This is a genomic window from Stenotrophomonas sp. CC22-02, assembly GCF_004365115.1.
In the GTDB taxonomy this organism is placed as follows: domain Bacteria; phylum Pseudomonadota; class Gammaproteobacteria; order Xanthomonadales; family Xanthomonadaceae; genus Stenotrophomonas; species Stenotrophomonas forensis.
In genome coordinates, this window is the sequence record NZ_SOCO01000001.1 from 2,792,048 (window position 1) to 2,808,659 (window position 16,612).

A 16,612-nucleotide genomic window follows, 5' to 3' on the forward strand; every position below is an offset into this window, starting at 1 on the left:
GGCTGCACCCGCCGGGGGCGGCCCACGGGCCCGCGACGGGCTATAATCGGCGGGCAACACGGTGGGAGAAGCGGAACACCGCTGCCGAAGGCGCAACGCCCGTAATCGCTCAGGCCCGATACCACCCGTAACACAACTCTGGAGAGACCGGTTCGATCCGGCGCCGAAGGGGCACGAAGCTGCGGCCAGCCGCACTTCCAAACTCTCAGGCAAAAGGACAGAGGGGCGCCCCGCAGACCGCCGACCGGCGGCTTGTGCCCGTGCGTGTGCCCTTTCCTGACGGATCCTTCGCCATGTCCCAGAACACCCCTTCCCTGCGTGAGCTCGAGCACCATTCCGCGTTCGTCGAGCGCCACATCGGCCCCAACGATGCCGAGATCGCGCAGATGCTCGACGTCGTCGGCCACGCGTCGCTGGATGCGATGACCGATGCCATCGTGCCGGCCAAGATCAAGTCGCCCGCACCGCTGGCACTGCCGGAATCGATGACCGAAGTGCAGGCACTGGCGAAGATCCGTGCGATCGCTGACAAGAACACCGTGCTGCGCAGCTTCATCGGCCAGGGCTACTACGGTACCCACACGCCGAACGTGATCCTGCGCAACATCCTGGAAAACCCGGCCTGGTACACCGCCTACACCCCGTACCAGGCGGAAATCTCGCAGGGCCGCATGGAAGCGCTGATCAACTTCCAGACCCTGTGCGCCGACCTGACCGGCATGGAAATCGCCAACGCCTCGCTGCTGGACGAAGCCACCGCCGCCGCCGAAGCGATGACCCTGGCCAAGCGCTCGGCCAAGTCGAAGTCGGACACCTTCTTCGTGCACGACGCCGTGCACCCGCAGACGCTGGAACTGCTGCGTACCCGCGCCGAGCCCATGGGCATCGTGCTGCGCGTCGGCACCCCGGCCGAAGCGCTGGAAGCGGAAGCCTTCGGCCTGCTGCTGCAGTACCCGGACACCTTCGGCCAGGTCGGCGACTACAAGGCGCTGGTCGAAGCCGTGCACGCGCGCGGCGGCCTGGTGGCCGTGGCCACCGACCTGCTGGCACTGACCCTGCTGGCCGCCCCCGGCGAATGGGGCGCGGACATCGTAGTCGGCAACAGCCAGCGTTTCGGCGTGCCGTTCGGCTTCGGCGGCCCGCACGCCGCGTTCATGGCCTGCCGTGACGCCTACAAGCGTTCGATGCCGGGCCGCCTGATCGGCGTGTCGGTGGATGCGCAGGGCAACCCGGCCTACCGCCTGACCCTGCAGACCCGCGAGCAGCACATCCGCCGCGAGAAGGCCACCTCCAACATCTGCACCGCGCAGGTGCTGCTGGCGGTGATGGCGTCGATGTACGCCGTCTACCACGGCCCGGACGGCCTGACCCGCATCGCCCGCCGTACCCACCGCCTGGCCTCGATCCTGGCCGCGGCGCTGCGCACGGCCGGCGTGCAGGTCGGTGGCGACTTCTTCGACACCCTGCATGTCACCGGCGTGCATGCCGATGAGATCCACGCCAAGGCCCGCGCCGCCGGTTACAACCTGCGCGCGATCGACAGCGACTCGGTCGGCATCAGTCTGGACGAGACCGCCACCCGTGCCGATGTGGTGGCGCTGGCCGCCGTGTTCGGTGCGCAGGCCGACATCGACGCACTGGATGCCAGCACCGCCGATGCGCTCCCGGCCGGCCTGCAGCGCCAGTCCGCATTCCTGACCCACCCGGTGTTCAACACCCATCACAGCGAGCACGAACTGCTGCGCTACCTGCGTTCGCTGGCCGACAAGGACCTGGCGATGGACCGCACGATGATCCCGCTGGGCTCGTGCACGATGAAGCTCAACGCCACCGCCGAGATGATCCCGGTGACCTGGCCGGAGTTCTCGCAGATCCATCCGCTGGTGCCGGCCGACCAGGCGCTGGGCTACAAGGAACTGATCGACACGCTGGAAGCGATGCTGGTGGAGTGCACCGGCTACGACGCGGTCAGCCTGCAGCCGAACTCCGGCGCGCAGGGCGAGTACGCCGGCCTGCTGGCGATCCGTGCCTACCACCGCTCGCGCGGCGAAGGTCATCGCGATATCTGCCTGATTCCGGACTCGGCGCATGGCACCAACCCGGCGTCGGCGCAGATGTGCGGCATGAAGGTGGTGGTGACCAAGACCGACGCCAACGGCAACGTCGATGTCGAGGACATCCGCCTCAATGCCGAGAAGTACAGCGACCGCCTGGCCGCGATCATGATGACCTACCCGTCCACGCACGGCGTGTTCGAGGAAGAGGTGGTGGAGATCTGCGAGATCATCCACCAGCACGGCGGCCAGGTGTACACCGACGGTGCCAACATGAACGCACTGGTCGGCGTGGCCAAGCCGGGCAAGTGGGGTTCGGACGTTTCGCACCTGAACCTGCACAAGACCTTCTGCATCCCGCACGGCGGTGGCGGCCCGGGCGTCGGCCCGTGCGCGGTCAAGGAGCACCTGGCCCCGTTCCTGCCGGGCAAGCTGGGTGACCACGGCCCGGTCGGCATGGTCAGTGCGGCCAGCTTCGGCAGCGCCTCGATCCTGCCGATCAGCTGGATGTACATCGCGATGATGGGCAGCGAAGGCCTGCGCAAGGCCACCCAGGTCGCACAGCTCAACGCCAACTACATCGCCAAGCGCCTGGCCCCGCACTTCAAGACCCTGTACACCGGCCGCAACGGCCTGGTGGCGCACGAGTGCATCCTCGACGTGCGTCCGCTGGAAAAGACCAGCGGCATCGGTGCCGAGGACGTGGCCAAGCGCCTGATCGACTTCGGCTTCCACGCCCCGACCCTGAGCTTCCCGGTGGCCGGCACGCTGATGGTCGAACCGACCGAGAGCGAATCGCTGCACGAACTGGATCGCTTCATCAACGCGATGATCCAGATCCGCGAGGAAATCAGCGCGATCGAAGACGGCCGCCTGGACCGCGAGGACAACCCGCTGAAGAACGCACCGCACACGGCCACCGCAGTGACCGCCAGCGAGTGGACCCACGCCTACCCGCGCGAACTGGCCGCCTTCCCGCTGGCCAGCCTGAAGCAGAGCAAGTACTGGCCGCCGGTGGCGCGCGTCGACAACGTGTACGGCGACAAGAACGTGATGTGTGCCTGCATCCCGGTCGATGCCTACAAGGACGATGAAGTCGAGGCCTAAGCCTTCGATCCATCGGAAATGAAAACGGCCCGCGCAAGCGGGCCGTTTTCATAAGGGCGTGTGGACCCAGGTCCACACCCACAAAGATCCGGTCACGGGTCCGGCATCTGCCCCAGGCTCAGCTGCCAGGACACGCCGAAGCGGTCCTGCACCCAGCCATAGCGGTTGCTGAAATCGTAGTCACCCACCGGCATCAGCCAATGGCCGCCCTCGCCCAGCACGCGCGCCGCGCGCTCGAACTGCTCGGCGCCGGCACACTCGACGAACAGCGAAATCGAGGGCGAGAAGGTGAAGTCGTGTACGTCCAGGCTGTCAAAACACAGGTAGTGGGTGCCGCCGAGCAGGAAGATGGCCTGGCGAACCTGCCCGGGCACCCCGGCACCGGGTCCCTCCGGGTGGCGCTGCAGGGCCAGCAACCGGAAATCGGCAAAGGCTTCGGCATACAGGGCCAGGGCGGCTTCGGCCTGGCCGGTGAACATCAGGAACGGACGGCTGCGCAGCATGCGGAACTCCTGTTCGACGGGCCCGTGACGGCCCACGCGACCAGCATCGCACGCCGGATGTGCAGCCCCCGTGGTAGTGCCGGCCGCTGGCCGGCAGCTTCCATCACGCCTCGCGCATCCGCCGCGCAATGGCGCTGCCAGCGGCGATGGTGGCGGTCAGTGCCACCATCGACAGGAACTGCAGGCGGGTATGCGATTCGCTCAGCAGCAGGCCGAAGATCAGCGCCAGGATCGCCAGCGCGCAGCAGGTCAGCCATGGGAAACCGGCCATACGGAACGGCAGGCGCGTGCCCAGGCGATCCGCGCGCCGACGCAGCACCAGCTGCGAGACCAGCGACAGCGTCCACACCAGCAGGCAGGTGGAACCGACGATGTTCAGCAGCACCGGCAGTACCCGGTCCGGGAACAGCAGTTCCATCACCGTGGCGGCGAAACCGAACAGCACGCTGGCCAGCACGGCGACCACCGGCACCTGGCGCGGATCGGTCCAGCCGAGCACGGCCGGGGCTTCGCGGCGCTGCGCCAGCGAATACATCATGCGCGAGGCACCGTAGAGGTTGGCATTGAGCGCCGACAGCAGCGCAATCACCGCGATCAGGGTGATGGCGGTGCCCGCACCCGGAATACGGGCGATGTCCAGCACCGCGGCGAACGGCGACTTCAGCGCTTCGCTGGTCCACGGCACCACCGCGATGATCACGCTCAGCGAGCCGATGTAGAACACCAGGATGCGCCAGGCCACGGTGCGGATGGCACGGGCGATGCTGCGCTCGGGGTCTTCGGTCTCAGCGGCCGCAACGGCCACGATCTCGGTGCCGCCGAAGGCGAACACCACCACCAGCAGCGCCGCACCGATACCGGCCAGGCCCTTCGGCGCAAAGCCGCCGTGTTCGGTGAAATTGCTCAGGCCCGGCGAGTTCACCTGTGGCAGCCAGCCCATCAGCAGCGCCACGCCGATGGCGATGAACGCCAGGATCGCCACCACCTTGAGGATCGCGAACCAGAACTCGAACTCGCCGAAGTTCTTCACCCCGAGCAGGTTGATCGCGGTGAAGAACAGCATGAACGCCAGCGCCGCCATCGGTACCGGTATCGATGGCCAGACCGTGGCCAGCAGGCCAGCCGCACCTACCGCCTCGGCGGCGATCACGATCACCAGCTGCACCCACCACAGCCAGCCGACGGTGGCGCCGGCCGTGGCGCCCATGGCGTCGGCGGCGTACACCGAGAACGCACCGCTGGTCGGTTTGGCCGCCGCCATCTCGCCCAGCGCGTTCATCACGATGATCACCAGCGCGCCGGCCACCAGGTAGGACACCAGCACCGCCGGACCGGCCGCCTGCACACCCACGCCCGAGCCGAGGAACAATCCGGCGCCGATGGCGCTGCCCAGGCCCATCATGATCAGCTGGCGGGGCTTGAGCGAATGTCCGAGGCGGGACGGCGAAGCGGTCGGAATCGAATTGGGCATCGGCGGGGCTGGCGGCGGGCTACAGGGGCGACACCTTACCCTGTCCCATGCCCGTGGGGATAGGCACAGCGCAGCAGGCGTCTCAGGCCAGGGCCGGCTCGCCGACGTTGCCACCGATTCGGGCCCGATAGGCACGCGGTGAGAAACCGGTTTCAGCCTTGAATTTGCGGGTGAACGCACTCTGGTCGCTGAAACCGCAGGCCTGGCCGATGCAGGCGATGCTGTCGTCGCCATGCAGCAGGTGCATGGCCATCTGGATCCGCAGCCGGGTCAGCACCTGCTGCGGGGTCATCTGGAACACCTTGCGGAAGCTGCGCTCCAGCTTGGACAGCGAGAAACCGGTGATATCCAGCAGGGTCTGCATGCGCACGTTCTCGGCGTAGTGCGCGTTGAGATGCGCCAGGGCCAGCCGCAGCTGCTCGTACTGGGTGCCGAGGCTGTCCTTCTGGCCAAGGTCGCGGGAAATGCCGATCAGGCCCTCGATGGCCCCATCGACCAGCAGCGGGCGCTTGCAGGTCAGGCACCAGCCCGGCTCGCGGTTGGCGAACAGGTGCAGCTCCATCAGGTTCTCGATCACCTCGCCGGACAGCACGCGGGCGTCCTGGTCGACGTAGTCCGCGCTGAGCCCGGTCGGGTAGATCTCGGCCGCGGTGCGCCCGATCACATCCTTGCGCGCGCGCAGGCCCAGCCGCCGCAGCATGGTCTGGTTGACGTGGGTGTAACGCCCCTGGCGGTCCTTGATGAAGAACAGCACATCCGGAATGGCGTCGAACAGGGCTTCGATGTCGGCGGGCTCGACTCGCATGCGGCAAGCATAGCCGAGGCGGCCTTGCCGGTGCGATCACCCTTGCGGGACTTGCGCTTAACGCCGCCAGGGCCACCGTGGGGGCCAGCCCCCACCGGAGACCCTGCCATGCCCCGTGGTGACAAGACCGCCTATACCGAGAAGCAGAAGCGCCAGGCCGAGCACATCGAGGACAGCGAGCGCGCACGTGGCGCCAGCGAAGGCACCGCCGAGCGCATTGCCTGGGCCACGGTGAACAAGCAGGATGGGGGTGGCAAGCGCAGCGGCAGTGGGCGCAAGAGTGCCACGAAGACTGCCAGCAAGGCACCGGCAAAGAAATCGGCCACGACGTCGGCAGCCAGGAAGACGGCTACCCGCAAGACCGCGGCGAAGAAAGCGCCTGCGAAGAAGACCGCCGCCAGGAAGACGACCGCCGGAACGGCCACGAAAAAGTCCGCCACAAAGAAAGCACCGGCTCGCAAGGCGACGGCAAAGAAGACGCCGGCCACGAAGGCGAGCACCGCCGCTTCACGTAGTGCTGCCGCGAAGAAGGCAGCCAAGACCCGTGCCGCGAAGAAGAGTGTGCGCAAGGCGGCGGCGAAGAAGGCCGCGCGCGCCCGCGCCAGTGGCTGATCGCGAGCCATCCGCTGAAACGCGGCCGCAGTACTCTGCGGCCGCACATTTTCAACGGACGTGACCTGCTCAGGCCGCGCGACGCGGCACGACGGAAGCTGCTGCGCCTTCCACCTTGAACACCGACACCGAGGTGGTCAGCGCATGTGCCTGCTCTTCCAGCGCACGGCTGGCAGCGGTGGCTTCTTCCACCAGCGCGGCGTTCTGCTGGGTTACCTGATCCATCTGCACCACCACCTGGTTGACCTGCTCGATGCCGGCTGCCTGCTCCTTGCTTGCCGCGGCAATGTCGCTCATCAACTGCGTGGTGCGCGAACTGGCCTGGGCCACGCGGGCGATCGCGGCTTCGGATTCAACGGTCACGGCCAGGCCACTCTTCACCTTGGCAGCGGCGTCCTCGATCAGTTCCTTGATCTCCTTGGCGGCGACACCAGCACGCTGTGCGAGCGTGCGCACTTCGCTGGCGACCACGGCAAAACCACGGCCCTGCTCACCTGCGCGGGCGGCTTCGACTGCAGCGTTCAGCGCGAGGATGTTGGTCTGGAACGCGATGCCGTCGATCACCGTGGAGATCTCGGAAATGCGTGCCGAGGACTGGTCGATCTCACCCATCACCGAGGCCATCTGCGCCATCGCCTGCTCGGTCTCACGCACCGCGGCACCGGCCGCGTGTGCTTCGCTGTCGGCCTGGCGGGCCAGCTCGGCATTCTGGCGCACGGTGGACGTCAGTTCCTCCATCGATGCAGCGGCCTCTTCCAGGTTGGCCGCCTGCTGCTCTGTGCGGCGCGACAGGTCGTTGTTGCCGGCGGCCAGTTCCTGCGCGGCGTTGTTGATGCTGTCGGCAGCCACCTGGATGCCACGCACGATGCCGGTCAGCTGCGCGGTGGTGGTGTTGGCATCGTCGCGCATGCGGGCGAATACGCCGTCGTACTCGCCGTCCATACGTGCGGTCAGGTCGCCGTGCGAGATCGCGCGCAGCACGTCGGAGACATCGGCGATGCTGGCCTGCGAACTGGCCATCATGCCGTTGAGGTGCTCGACCATTGCCTTGAACTGGTACTGGAACGCAGCGGCATCGCCGCGCATGCTGAAGTCGCCAGCGCGCGCGGCACGGGCCAGCTCATCGATCTGCGCGTTGATCGCCATCAGGCTCTGCTTCACCGCAGCCAGGGTGCGGGTCAGCGCGCCCTTCTCGCCCGGGTAGTCCGGCAGGTCACGGCTGAGGTCGCCGATGGCGTAGCGCTGCATCACCTCGGCCATCAGCAATTCCACCTGCACGTGGGATTCGACCAGGCTGTTGGTGGCCTGCACCATGCGTCCGAAATCACCCGGGAACGCGCTGGCATCCATGCGATAGCGGATCGCGCCCGCCTCGTGCTGCTCGGCCATCTGCAGCTGTGCGCCGATCGCGGCCTGCACGCTCTGCCGCACACTGGCCATGGCCTGGCCCAGCTGGGTCAATTCGTCACGACCGCCAAGCCGGAATTCCTGATCCAGCTCGCCCTTGGCCAGGCGCTCGGCCAGGTTCACTGCGCGCGCCAGCGGACCGGTCAGGCTGCGGCCGATCATCACCGAGGCAGCGATGCCAACCAGCAATGCAACGCCGCCGAGTACCAGCAGCTGCAGCAGGCTGCGCTCACCCAGGCGGATCGCCTCGGCGGCGGCGCTGCGGCTTTCCTTCTCTTCGAAGTCCACACCGTCGGACAGCGCCTTGTTCCAGCCGTTGGCCGCTTCCTGCACCGGCCCCAGGGTCAGCGCCACGGCGCCGGGATAGTCCCCCTGCTCCATCAACTCGCTGGTCTGCTTGTTGAGCGGGCGGGCGATGGCGCGCTTGGCTGCAATGGTTTCAGCAATGGCCTTGCCCGCGGCATCACTGGGCAACGCCTGGTACGCGCTCCAGCTGGCCTCGTAGCGTTTGACCAGATCGGCGATGCGCTGTTCGTCGTGGCCACGGTCGTCGCCCTGGCGGATCAGCATCTCGCGGCGCACCACCATCATCTGGTTGTTGGCATCGAGCATCTGCGACAGCAGGCGCACCTTGGCCACGCTGACATCGACCACCTGCTGCATCGCGCGCTTCTGCACGACGCTGGCGGTGGCGCCGGTGGCCACCACGGCGGCAACCAGCAGCAACAACAGGCCAAAGCCCAGCCCAAGACGCCAGGCAACCCTGACATTCCTCAAGTAGTTCATCGGTACATCCAAAACGGGGGGATGCGCCCGTATCGGCAGCAGCCCGATGCGCCTTGATGGGGGGCTGCCGCGTCCGTCCGGGTGCGGTTCAGAGAGGTGATGGCGGCAACTGCTGGCGCAATCAACCCTAAAGTTATCCCCCTCGCTGCCAAGGGTGCCTGCCTGCAGCGGGCGCCCTTAGAATCGAATCGACCCTTGGAGATGAATGGATACATCTGATGCGCCAGGATTTCCCCCACCAGTTGATCATTTTCGGCCCACCGGGAACCAGCAAGAGTTACAAGGCCCGGCATGAGAAGACTCCGATGCTCGGCATCGACGCGAGCGAGGTCATCCCCGTGACGTTCCACGCCGAGTTTGGCTACGGGGATTTCGTCTCCCGCCTGTTGCCATTGTCCGAGGGCAACAAGGTCCATTACGAAGTGCACGCCGGTCCGTTCATCCGTGCGCTGGCACTTGCCCTCCACCGTTCAGAGCATCCCACGGCCGGTTCGCCCCCTCGCAACGTTGTCCTGCTCATTGACGAGATCAACCGCGGCAACTGCGCGGAAATCTTCGGCGACATTTTCCAGCTGCTGGACCGTGACGATGACGGACAATCCAGCTATTCCGTCTGTGCCTCGAGACTGACGGTGAAGGCACTGACCCATGAGATCGGCGAGCTTGCAGATCGCGATGCCAAGGATTCCTCCGCGCTGATCGGACGTATCGAAGATGAGCGCATGCTAAGGCTTCCGGCCAATCTCTACCTGATCGGGACCATGAACACCGGCGACGAGTCGATCTTCTTCATGGATTCCGCATTCAAGCGCCGCTGGAATTTCGAGTTCAGTCCAGCCGAGTTCAATGCGGTTCCTGCTGCGCAGGCGAATGCGATCATCGAAGGGCATCCATCGGTCACGTGGAAAACGCTGGTCGATGCGCTCAACGCGATGATCATCGACAAATGCGCTTCGCCGAATCTCGACGACAAACTGATCGGCCCCTGGTTCATCAAGGCGCGGGCCGTCGCTGCGACGACACCGCCTGCGACGCTGGAACAGACGCACGCTGCATCGATTGCCGAACTGCAAAGGCTTGCCCCAGGGGCTGCGAAGAGCAAGCAGGGCGCGGACTACAGCCAGTGGTTCGACGATGCGTTCTGCGAGCTCCGCGAGTCCTGCAATGCCGAGACCCTGAAGGCAATCGACACGCTCTCGGGCTTTGACGAGTCCGGCAAGCGCAAATTGAAGGCCATTGCCTTTGCCATCAGCGGCTCATCTCCCTACTACAAGTCAAAGATAAACTTCCAGAAGACCAAGGACGGGATGCTCATCGAAGATTTCGTCGAAGCGCTTGCCGTGACACAGGAAGTCCACCCCATTACCTACCATATCGCCGCCAGTGATATCGAGGGGAAGCTATTCCTCTACCTGTGGGACAACGTCTTCGAGAGGGACAAATCCCCGCTCGCAGAATGGCTGCGCATTCCCCCGGAATCACTGAGGACCTTCGGACAGTTTGCTGCCCGGCGCGATGAATTCATCCGCAGCTTCACTGTTTCGGAAGAGCTGCATGCAGCTGCATGACGTCAGCGTCGTCGCGGCCGGGTCCAATGCCGTGGGCCTGTTCGTGGAAGATGGACGCACCGAGCTGCGCGTGCCACACGGCATGCCAACCTGCACCACACCCCGCGACGCATTCCGTATGCTCTACCTGGCTTTCGCTGCCTTCAGGAATGTCCAATCACGTCCCGGGCATGCACCACAGCAGGATGGCGTTGAGGCAGATACGCTCGGACGGGGACTTGCAGCGGCCCCCGCTTCGTTCGTCGACGCCTATGCCATCGACTCACTGTTCAACCGGTCCAATCCATTGCGATTGCTGTCGCTTCGCTCGCAGATGGCACGGCGGCAGGATGGCAATCTGAAGTACGCTGACCGCCAGCTTCACCATGCATTGTTCAGCGACGACGATGCCCCTTTCTTCCCGAAGCTCCCCACCCGGCGGAGCGTATGCGAACGCGGGACCGCCGACATCGTCGGCCTGTACTTCTTCCTCGCCGACGACTTCTATCGCAACCTGCTGCAGATCGATCCCGGCATCATCTGGGGACGCTTCACCATGGATGCCGTACAGCGCGCAACGGACTTCCGCCATCGTCATCTGCGCCAGGGCGACTCACTGCATGAAGGTGATGCATGGGCACAGGAGCTGCTGCAGCGGCGACTCCAGCAACTCCTGAGAACGTGTTACAGGCAGGCAACGCTGCGCAGCACTGAGTTCCTTGCGCTGTACGCGGCACTGGAACGCTACCTTCATCCCGCACTCGCAGGTAGTGTGCAGCAGGGCCAGGTCTGGGGCATGCGGGATTTCTGGCCTGTCTGGGAATCCATGTGCCTGCATGATGCCCTGCAACAGGCCGGCGACACGCACGGCGCTTCCATCGTTACCTGTGACAGTACTCATCTCCCGTCCCACCCCATGGCCATCGAGCACCGCGACACCTGGGATCAGCGGCGGCGTTCAATGTTCGCCCATAACGGAATCTGCCGCCGTCCCGACCTGTTGCTGCAACGCGGCTCCGCGTACGCCGTGGTCGATTTCAAGTACTACCCCATCGCACCCGGCTGGCACCAGCGCAGCCGCAGCGAAGAAGACGGGGAGGCGCCCGCCCTGAACGAGAAGGCCCAGAAGGACCTGGACAACATCGAGTTGTATGGACTTCTGCTGCACCGTCACCTTGCTGCACGGGAGCAGGTATCGCCAACGATCACCCTGGAGTTCTGGCTCCCCGGAGGCGAAGCGCAGCGGATTGACATCCGCAGCTCGCCTGCCTGGAACCCACCGCTGGCGGTGGTGACCCTTCCTCTGCTGGACGTGATCAGGCGCTATGGTGAGCGGCATGCCTTCGCCATGCGCGCCAACCGCACGCACGGAGTTGCCAGGGCTGCGTGAAGGCATACGGCTCAGGTGCGGGTCAGGTTTTTCACGCGGGCTGCTCGTGCTCCGCTGGCATGGTGGACAGGCATTCCCTTGGAGCCGTCCATGCTTTCAGCCCGCGTCGCTGTGCTGTCCCTCACCCTGCTGGCGCCTGCTGCCTTTGCGCAGGTCGCACCTCCCGGCCTGCCCGCCCCCATCGCCGAAAGGGCCGGGCCGGATATCGCGCCGCGCTCCGCTCTGCACGCCCAGGTGTTGCTGGATCGCGCGAATTTCTCCCCTGGCCAGATCGATGGTGAAGTGGGCAGCAACCAGCGCCGGGCGGTATCCGGCTTCCAGGCAGCGCGCGGGCTGACCGTGACGGGTGAGCTGGATGACGCCACCTGGAAAGCGCTGCAGGCCGATACGATTGGGCCGCTGGCCAGTTACACCCTGACCGCAGAGGATGTCGCCGGCCCGTTCCAGACGATTCCCAAAGGACCGGCCGCACAGGCCAAGTTGAAATCGCTGGGCTACGGCAGCGTGGCCGAAGCCCTCGGCGAGCGCTTCCACGCCTCCCCTGAGCTGCTGAAGGTGCTCAATCCGGGCGTCGATCTGGCCAAGGCGGGCAGCCGCATCCAGGTCCCCAACATCGCACCGGCCGCATTGCCGAAGGCCGCGAAGATCGTGGTCGACAAATCCGACTCCACCCTGCAATTGCTGGATGCGCAAGGCAAAGTGATCGCGCAGGTGCCGGTGTCATCCGGCAGCCAGCACGACCCGTTGCCGATCGGCGAGTGGAAGATCCTCGGCGTCTACCGCGACCCGCCGTTCCACTACAACCCGAAGCTGTTCTGGGATGCACGCAAGGGCGAGAAGAAGGCCACGCTGCCGCCGGGCCCGAACAATCCCGTGGGCCGGGTCTGGATCGACCTGTCCAAGCCGCATTACGGTCTGCACGGCACGCCCGAACCCGGCCATGTCGGCAAGACCGAATCGCATGGCTGCGTGCGCATGACCAACTGGGATGCGCTACGCGTGGCCGATGCAGTGGATACCTCGGTGCCCGTGGTGATGCAGGAGTGAAGCGATGCGCCTTTCGCAGCTGATCGTACTGGGCGTTCTGCTGGGCCTGGGTGCAGGCTGGTGGCTGCGTCGGGATGTGGCTCAGCCGGTGGCCGTTGCCCAGCCTGCCCCGCACCCCACAGTGGCTGCAACGCCGGTGAAGGCGCCAGCAGCTCCGCAGGTGGATGCAGCGCCTTCCGCATCGGTGGCACCGTCGGCCAGCGCGAGCGGCACGCCAACCGGTCTGCTGCTGCCGGTGCAGGGCGTACTGCCCTCTCAGCTGCGCGACACCTTCACCGATGCGCGCAGCGAGGGTCGCGTGCACGATGCCATCGACATCATGGCCGACGCCGGTACGCCGGTGCTGGCCGTGGCTGATGGCACCGTGGAGAAGCTGTTCGACAGCAAGCGCGGCGGCCTGACGATCTACCAGTTCGAACCCAGCGGACGCTGGTGCTACTACTACGCCCACCTGCAACGCTATGCCGATGGGCTGGCGGAAAAGAAGGTGATCAAGCGCGGGGAAGTGATCGGCTACGTCGGCAGCACCGGCAATGCCAGCGCCGAGGCCCCACACCTGCATTTCGAGGTGCATGTGCTGGGCCCGGAGAGGCAATGGTGGAAAGGCGAGTCGATCAATCCATACCCGCTGCTGCGGGCGGGAGGCTAGCGCGTCTGCCGCGTGGCAGAGCCAGTCGCAGTGATGCCCGATTTGGGTACGATCCTACCCATATTGGGTATCTGGCAAGTGCACTGCCGGGCATGGCCCGGCGCTACCGGGGTGGAGGACGGCTTCGCCAGCGCCGCAGCGCGATGCTGGCAGCCGCCAGTCCGCCACCGGCAATCAGTAAAAGGAGCGCCACCGGCTGCCAGAAGAAGAACGGCCACAGCCAGAGGTAGTCCAGGTCGGTCAGTTTCAGCACGTCCATCGGCGGCAGCAGGTCCACCGAGGCCGCACGGCCAGCCAGCGCCGGGTCGACCGCCAGCACGGTCAGCCGCAGCCAGGAACGGCCACGCGGCAATGCATCACCGCGGCCGTAGCCGAAGTACGAGGCGGCGAAGCGGTCGGGCTCGACCGATTCCAGTGCACGAATGACCTCGGTCGTTTCTGCAGCTGAGCGCGTGTCCGCGCGGAACTCGTTGCGATCGGTCGGCGTTTCAGCGCGCAGGCGCAGCGCGGGGTCAACCAAAGGATTGGCGCCGTCATCGGCATAGCGCAGTCGCAGGCGCAGCGGATCATCGATGAAACGGTAGACCGTGATCTCGGCCGAGGCGCCCGGCTGCAGCACCAGTGACAGGGTCTGCGTGCGCGAGGCCAGATAGTTGGCGGCTGCGCCCAGCAGCAGCACGATGCAGGCCAGCGCCCATAGGCTCCACAGCAGCCACAGGGCCACCCGTGCGACCGTCTCGCCCTTCATGCCGAACCTCCGGTCATCGCGCTGCATCCCTGCTGGCATTGGCCACAACGTAGCGCAGAACTGCACGTGCCCACAGTGCCGGCGTAAAGCAGCGCGTGAACCCACCCGGTACCTCGCCATATGGCGAGGCCGGGCATCGCACATGCGGAAGGAGTCAGGCCGGCCTGACTTCCCTGCAGACCAGCTCGGCAAGTTCGCGGCAGGCGAAGAACAGCCCTTCCACCACACCTTCGTCCAGGTGCCTGCGCGGCGTCGCCATGCTGGCGCAACGGTTGGCCGCGTGCAGCATTTCCACCGCGGTGAGGATGCCCACGGCCGCACGGTCGATCCGCGCCAGGGACTGACGTCGTCCGTCGGACAGGGCCTCCTCCGGCCACAACATGCCATCGGAACCTTCGCCATCACGGATGCGGGTGAGGCAGCCCTGGAACGTGCTGAGATCGTCGGCGGGATTGGCGTCGTCGTTGATGGGCTCAACAACATGGAACGGCGGGGTCTTGCGACTGGTCATGGCGTCGGCTTCCGTGGCTGTACTTAACAGCGCCACCGCGCGGAAGCGGGTGGCGGACGGTGCGGGTTGCAAACCGGGATAGATAGTTACCAATGACCGGCGGGTCCGAAGACCCCCACGCACCGCCCGCCATAAAGGCCGACGGATTGCCAGCCGGCACCGCTTCAGGACGGTGCCGGCTGGCAAGCGTAAGTAACACCTATCTCGGGTTTGCACGCCCGGCCACCCTTTTCCGGTGGCGCGCCATGGTGTCTACGCCTGCATGTTCGATTCAATGAGAAAAATCCGAAAGGTTCGGATGAATCGAGAGCGCAGGGCGAAGTGTTGCATGCGCGGGGAATGGTGGATGCGACAGGAACAGCCGCGACTGTGCTGATGCGCGGACGAGAGCGACGTGCGGTGACGCGAGCAACCCTCACTTCAGAATGGCGTGTGACGTTTATCGCTTACAAGAAGTTGTATGCGGGGAGCATGAGGGATGTGTGGCTTGGGAGAATTTGACGTGTTCGGCCGATTTGGCGCGCTGGACGCGACATGTTGGTGGCTTCGGTTCTGCCAGCCATGGGCTGGCACTACTGAAGCCCGCACGGACTGCCAACAGATGAAACCGGCCCAAAACAAAGCGCCGCGACCCTACAGGGAGTCGCGGCGCTCTTTTTTCAGTTGAACAGCGTTACCTCAGGCGAACGGATCCTGCAGGACCATGGTGTGGTCGCGGTCCGGGCCGGTGGAGACGATGCTGATCGGGCAACCGGCCAGCTCTTCCAGCGAACGCAGGTAAGCGCGTGCGGCCGGCGGCAGGTCATCCCAGTTGGTGATGCCGTGGGTGTTCTCGGTCCAGCCCGGGAACTCCAGGTAGACCGGGGTGCAGTCTTCCCAGCCCTGCGCGTCCAGCGGCGCGTACTCGGTGCGCTTGCCGTTGTATTCGTAGGCGATGCAGACCTTCAGCTTTTCCATGCCGTCCAGCACGTCCAGCTTGGTGATGCACAGGCCGCTGATGCCGTTGATGGCCACGGCGCGCTTCAGCGCGACGATGTCCATCCAGCCGCAGCGACGCGGGCGACCGGTCGACGCACCGTACTCGGCGCCGCGGTCACGGATGCCCTGGCCGACTTCGTCGTCCAGCTCGGTCGGGAACGGGCCACCGCCGACGCGGGTGGCGTAGGCCTTGGCGATACCCAGCACGTAGTCGATCGAATCGGCGCCGACGCCGGAACCGGCCAGCGCACCACCGACGGTGGTGTTGGAGCTGGTGACGTACGGGTAGGTGCCGTGGTCGATGTCCAGCAGTGCGCCCTGCGCACCTTCGAACAGCACGCGCTTACCCTGCTTGCGCAGGTCGTGCAGGATGCCGGCCACGTCGGACTTCATCGGCTGCACGTACTCGCCGAAGGCCAGCGCTTCGTCGAAGGTCTTCTGGAAGTCGACCGCATCGGTGTTCAGATACTTGGTCAGCACGAAGTTGTGGTAATCCAGCGCGGTGCGCAGCAGTTCTTCCAGCTGCTTCGGGTAATGCAGGTCGGCGATGCGGATGCCGCGACGCGCCACCTTGTCTTCGTAGGCCGGGCCGATGCCACGGCCGGTGGTGCCGATCGCCTTGCCACCGGCAGCGCGTTCGCGCGCCTGGTCCAGGGCGATGTGGTACGGCATGATCAGAGGCGCGGCCGGGGAGATCTTCAGGCGCGAACGCACTTCCACGCCGGAGGCTTCCAGCTCGGCGATTTCCTTCTGCAGCGCGGCCGGCGAGATCACCACACCGTTGCCGATCAGGCACAGCGCATCGTCACGCAGGATGCCCGACGGGATCAGGTGCAGGACGGTCTTCTTGCCATTGATGACCAGGGTGTGGCCGGCATTGTGCCCGCCCTGGAAGCGCACCACGGCGCCGATTTCCTCGGTGAGCAGATCGACGATCTTGCCCTTGCCTTCATCGCCCCACTGGGCACCCAACACTACGACAGACTGACCCATGACG

At 65.7% G+C, this 16,612-nt stretch carries 13 protein-coding genes and 1 riboswitch; of the genes, 6 read left to right on the plus strand and 7 right to left on the minus strand.

The features are described from left to right. Positions 1-128: 128 nt before the first annotated feature. Positions 129-231, plus strand: a riboswitch (glycine riboswitch). A 62-nt stretch (positions 232-293) separates the two neighbouring features. Continuing rightward, complete coding sequence (gene gcvP / locus N440_RS12910; RefSeq protein ID WP_133935318.1) at positions 294-3,161, plus strand: aminomethyl-transferring glycine dehydrogenase; 2,868 nt, start codon at positions 294-296, stop codon at positions 3,159-3,161. 92 nt (positions 3,162-3,253) lie between these two features. Here gcvP and N440_RS12915 read toward each other — a convergent pair whose 3' ends face one another. The 3 genes from N440_RS12915 to N440_RS12925 form a co-directional block, all read right to left on the minus strand. Then, positions 3,254-3,664, minus strand: coding sequence for a VOC family protein (locus N440_RS12915; protein WP_133935319.1), 411 nt, complete (start codon positions 3,662-3,664; stop codon positions 3,254-3,256). 103 nt (positions 3,665-3,767) lie between these two features. Next, on the minus strand, positions 3,768-5,135 hold the full coding sequence (locus N440_RS12920; RefSeq protein ID WP_133935320.1) for an amino acid permease: 1,368 nt from the start codon (positions 5,133-5,135) through the stop codon (positions 3,768-3,770). Positions 5,136-5,217: 82 nt separating this feature from the next. Further along, the gene (locus N440_RS12925) at positions 5,218-5,940 is read right to left on the minus strand and encodes an AraC family transcriptional regulator (protein WP_006463165.1); all 723 of its coding nucleotides are present in this window, start codon (positions 5,938-5,940) and stop codon (positions 5,218-5,220) included. A 108-nt stretch (positions 5,941-6,048) separates the two neighbouring features. On the opposite strand from N440_RS12925, the gene N440_RS12930 reads away from it, so the two are divergent. Next, positions 6,049-6,552 (plus strand): hypothetical protein, encoded by a 504-nt coding sequence (locus N440_RS12930; protein ID WP_133935321.1) that lies wholly within the window; start codon positions 6,049-6,051, stop codon positions 6,550-6,552. Positions 6,553-6,621: 69 nt separating this feature from the next. Here the strand turns inward: N440_RS12930 and N440_RS12935 are convergent, their stop codons facing one another. Continuing rightward, on the minus strand, positions 6,622-8,745 hold the full coding sequence (locus N440_RS12935) for a methyl-accepting chemotaxis protein (protein ID WP_133935322.1): 2,124 nt from the start codon (positions 8,743-8,745) through the stop codon (positions 6,622-6,624). 218 nt (positions 8,746-8,963) lie between these two features. Between N440_RS12935 and N440_RS12940 the strand changes: the two genes are divergently transcribed. The 4 genes from N440_RS12940 to N440_RS12955 all read left to right on the plus strand — a co-directional run bounded on the left by N440_RS12940 (position 8,964) and on the right by N440_RS12955 (position 13,378). Continuing rightward, positions 8,964-10,313, plus strand: coding sequence for an AAA family ATPase (locus N440_RS12940; RefSeq protein WP_133935323.1), 1,350 nt, complete (start codon positions 8,964-8,966; stop codon positions 10,311-10,313). Further along, positions 10,300-11,682 (plus strand): hypothetical protein, encoded by a 1,383-nt coding sequence (locus N440_RS12945; protein ID WP_133935324.1) that lies wholly within the window; start codon positions 10,300-10,302, stop codon positions 11,680-11,682. The genes N440_RS12940 and N440_RS12945 overlap by 14 nt, the downstream gene beginning before the upstream one ends. Positions 11,683-11,772: 90 nt before the next feature. After that, a complete protein-coding gene (locus N440_RS12950) occupies positions 11,773-12,729 on the plus strand; it encodes a L,D-transpeptidase family protein (protein WP_133935325.1) in 957 nt (318 codons plus the stop codon). Positions 12,730-12,733: 4 nt separating this feature from the next. Continuing rightward, a complete protein-coding gene (locus N440_RS12955; RefSeq protein ID WP_133935326.1) occupies positions 12,734-13,378 on the plus strand; it encodes a M23 family metallopeptidase in 645 nt (214 codons plus the stop codon). A 103-nt stretch (positions 13,379-13,481) separates the two neighbouring features. Here the strand turns inward: N440_RS12955 and N440_RS12960 are convergent, their stop codons facing one another. The 3 genes from N440_RS12960 to N440_RS12970 form a co-directional block, all read right to left on the minus strand. Next, a complete protein-coding gene (locus N440_RS12960) occupies positions 13,482-14,126 on the minus strand; it encodes a hypothetical protein (RefSeq protein ID WP_133935327.1) in 645 nt (214 codons plus the stop codon). 154 nt (positions 14,127-14,280) lie between these two features. Beyond that, positions 14,281-14,730, minus strand: coding sequence for a hypothetical protein (locus N440_RS12965; protein ID WP_343133946.1), 450 nt, complete (start codon positions 14,728-14,730; stop codon positions 14,281-14,283). Between the two features lie 585 nt (positions 14,731-15,315). Beyond that, a complete protein-coding gene (locus N440_RS12970; RefSeq protein ID WP_040007290.1) occupies positions 15,316-16,608 on the minus strand; it encodes an adenylosuccinate synthase in 1,293 nt (430 codons plus the stop codon). Between the last annotated feature and the right edge of the window lie 4 nt (positions 16,609-16,612).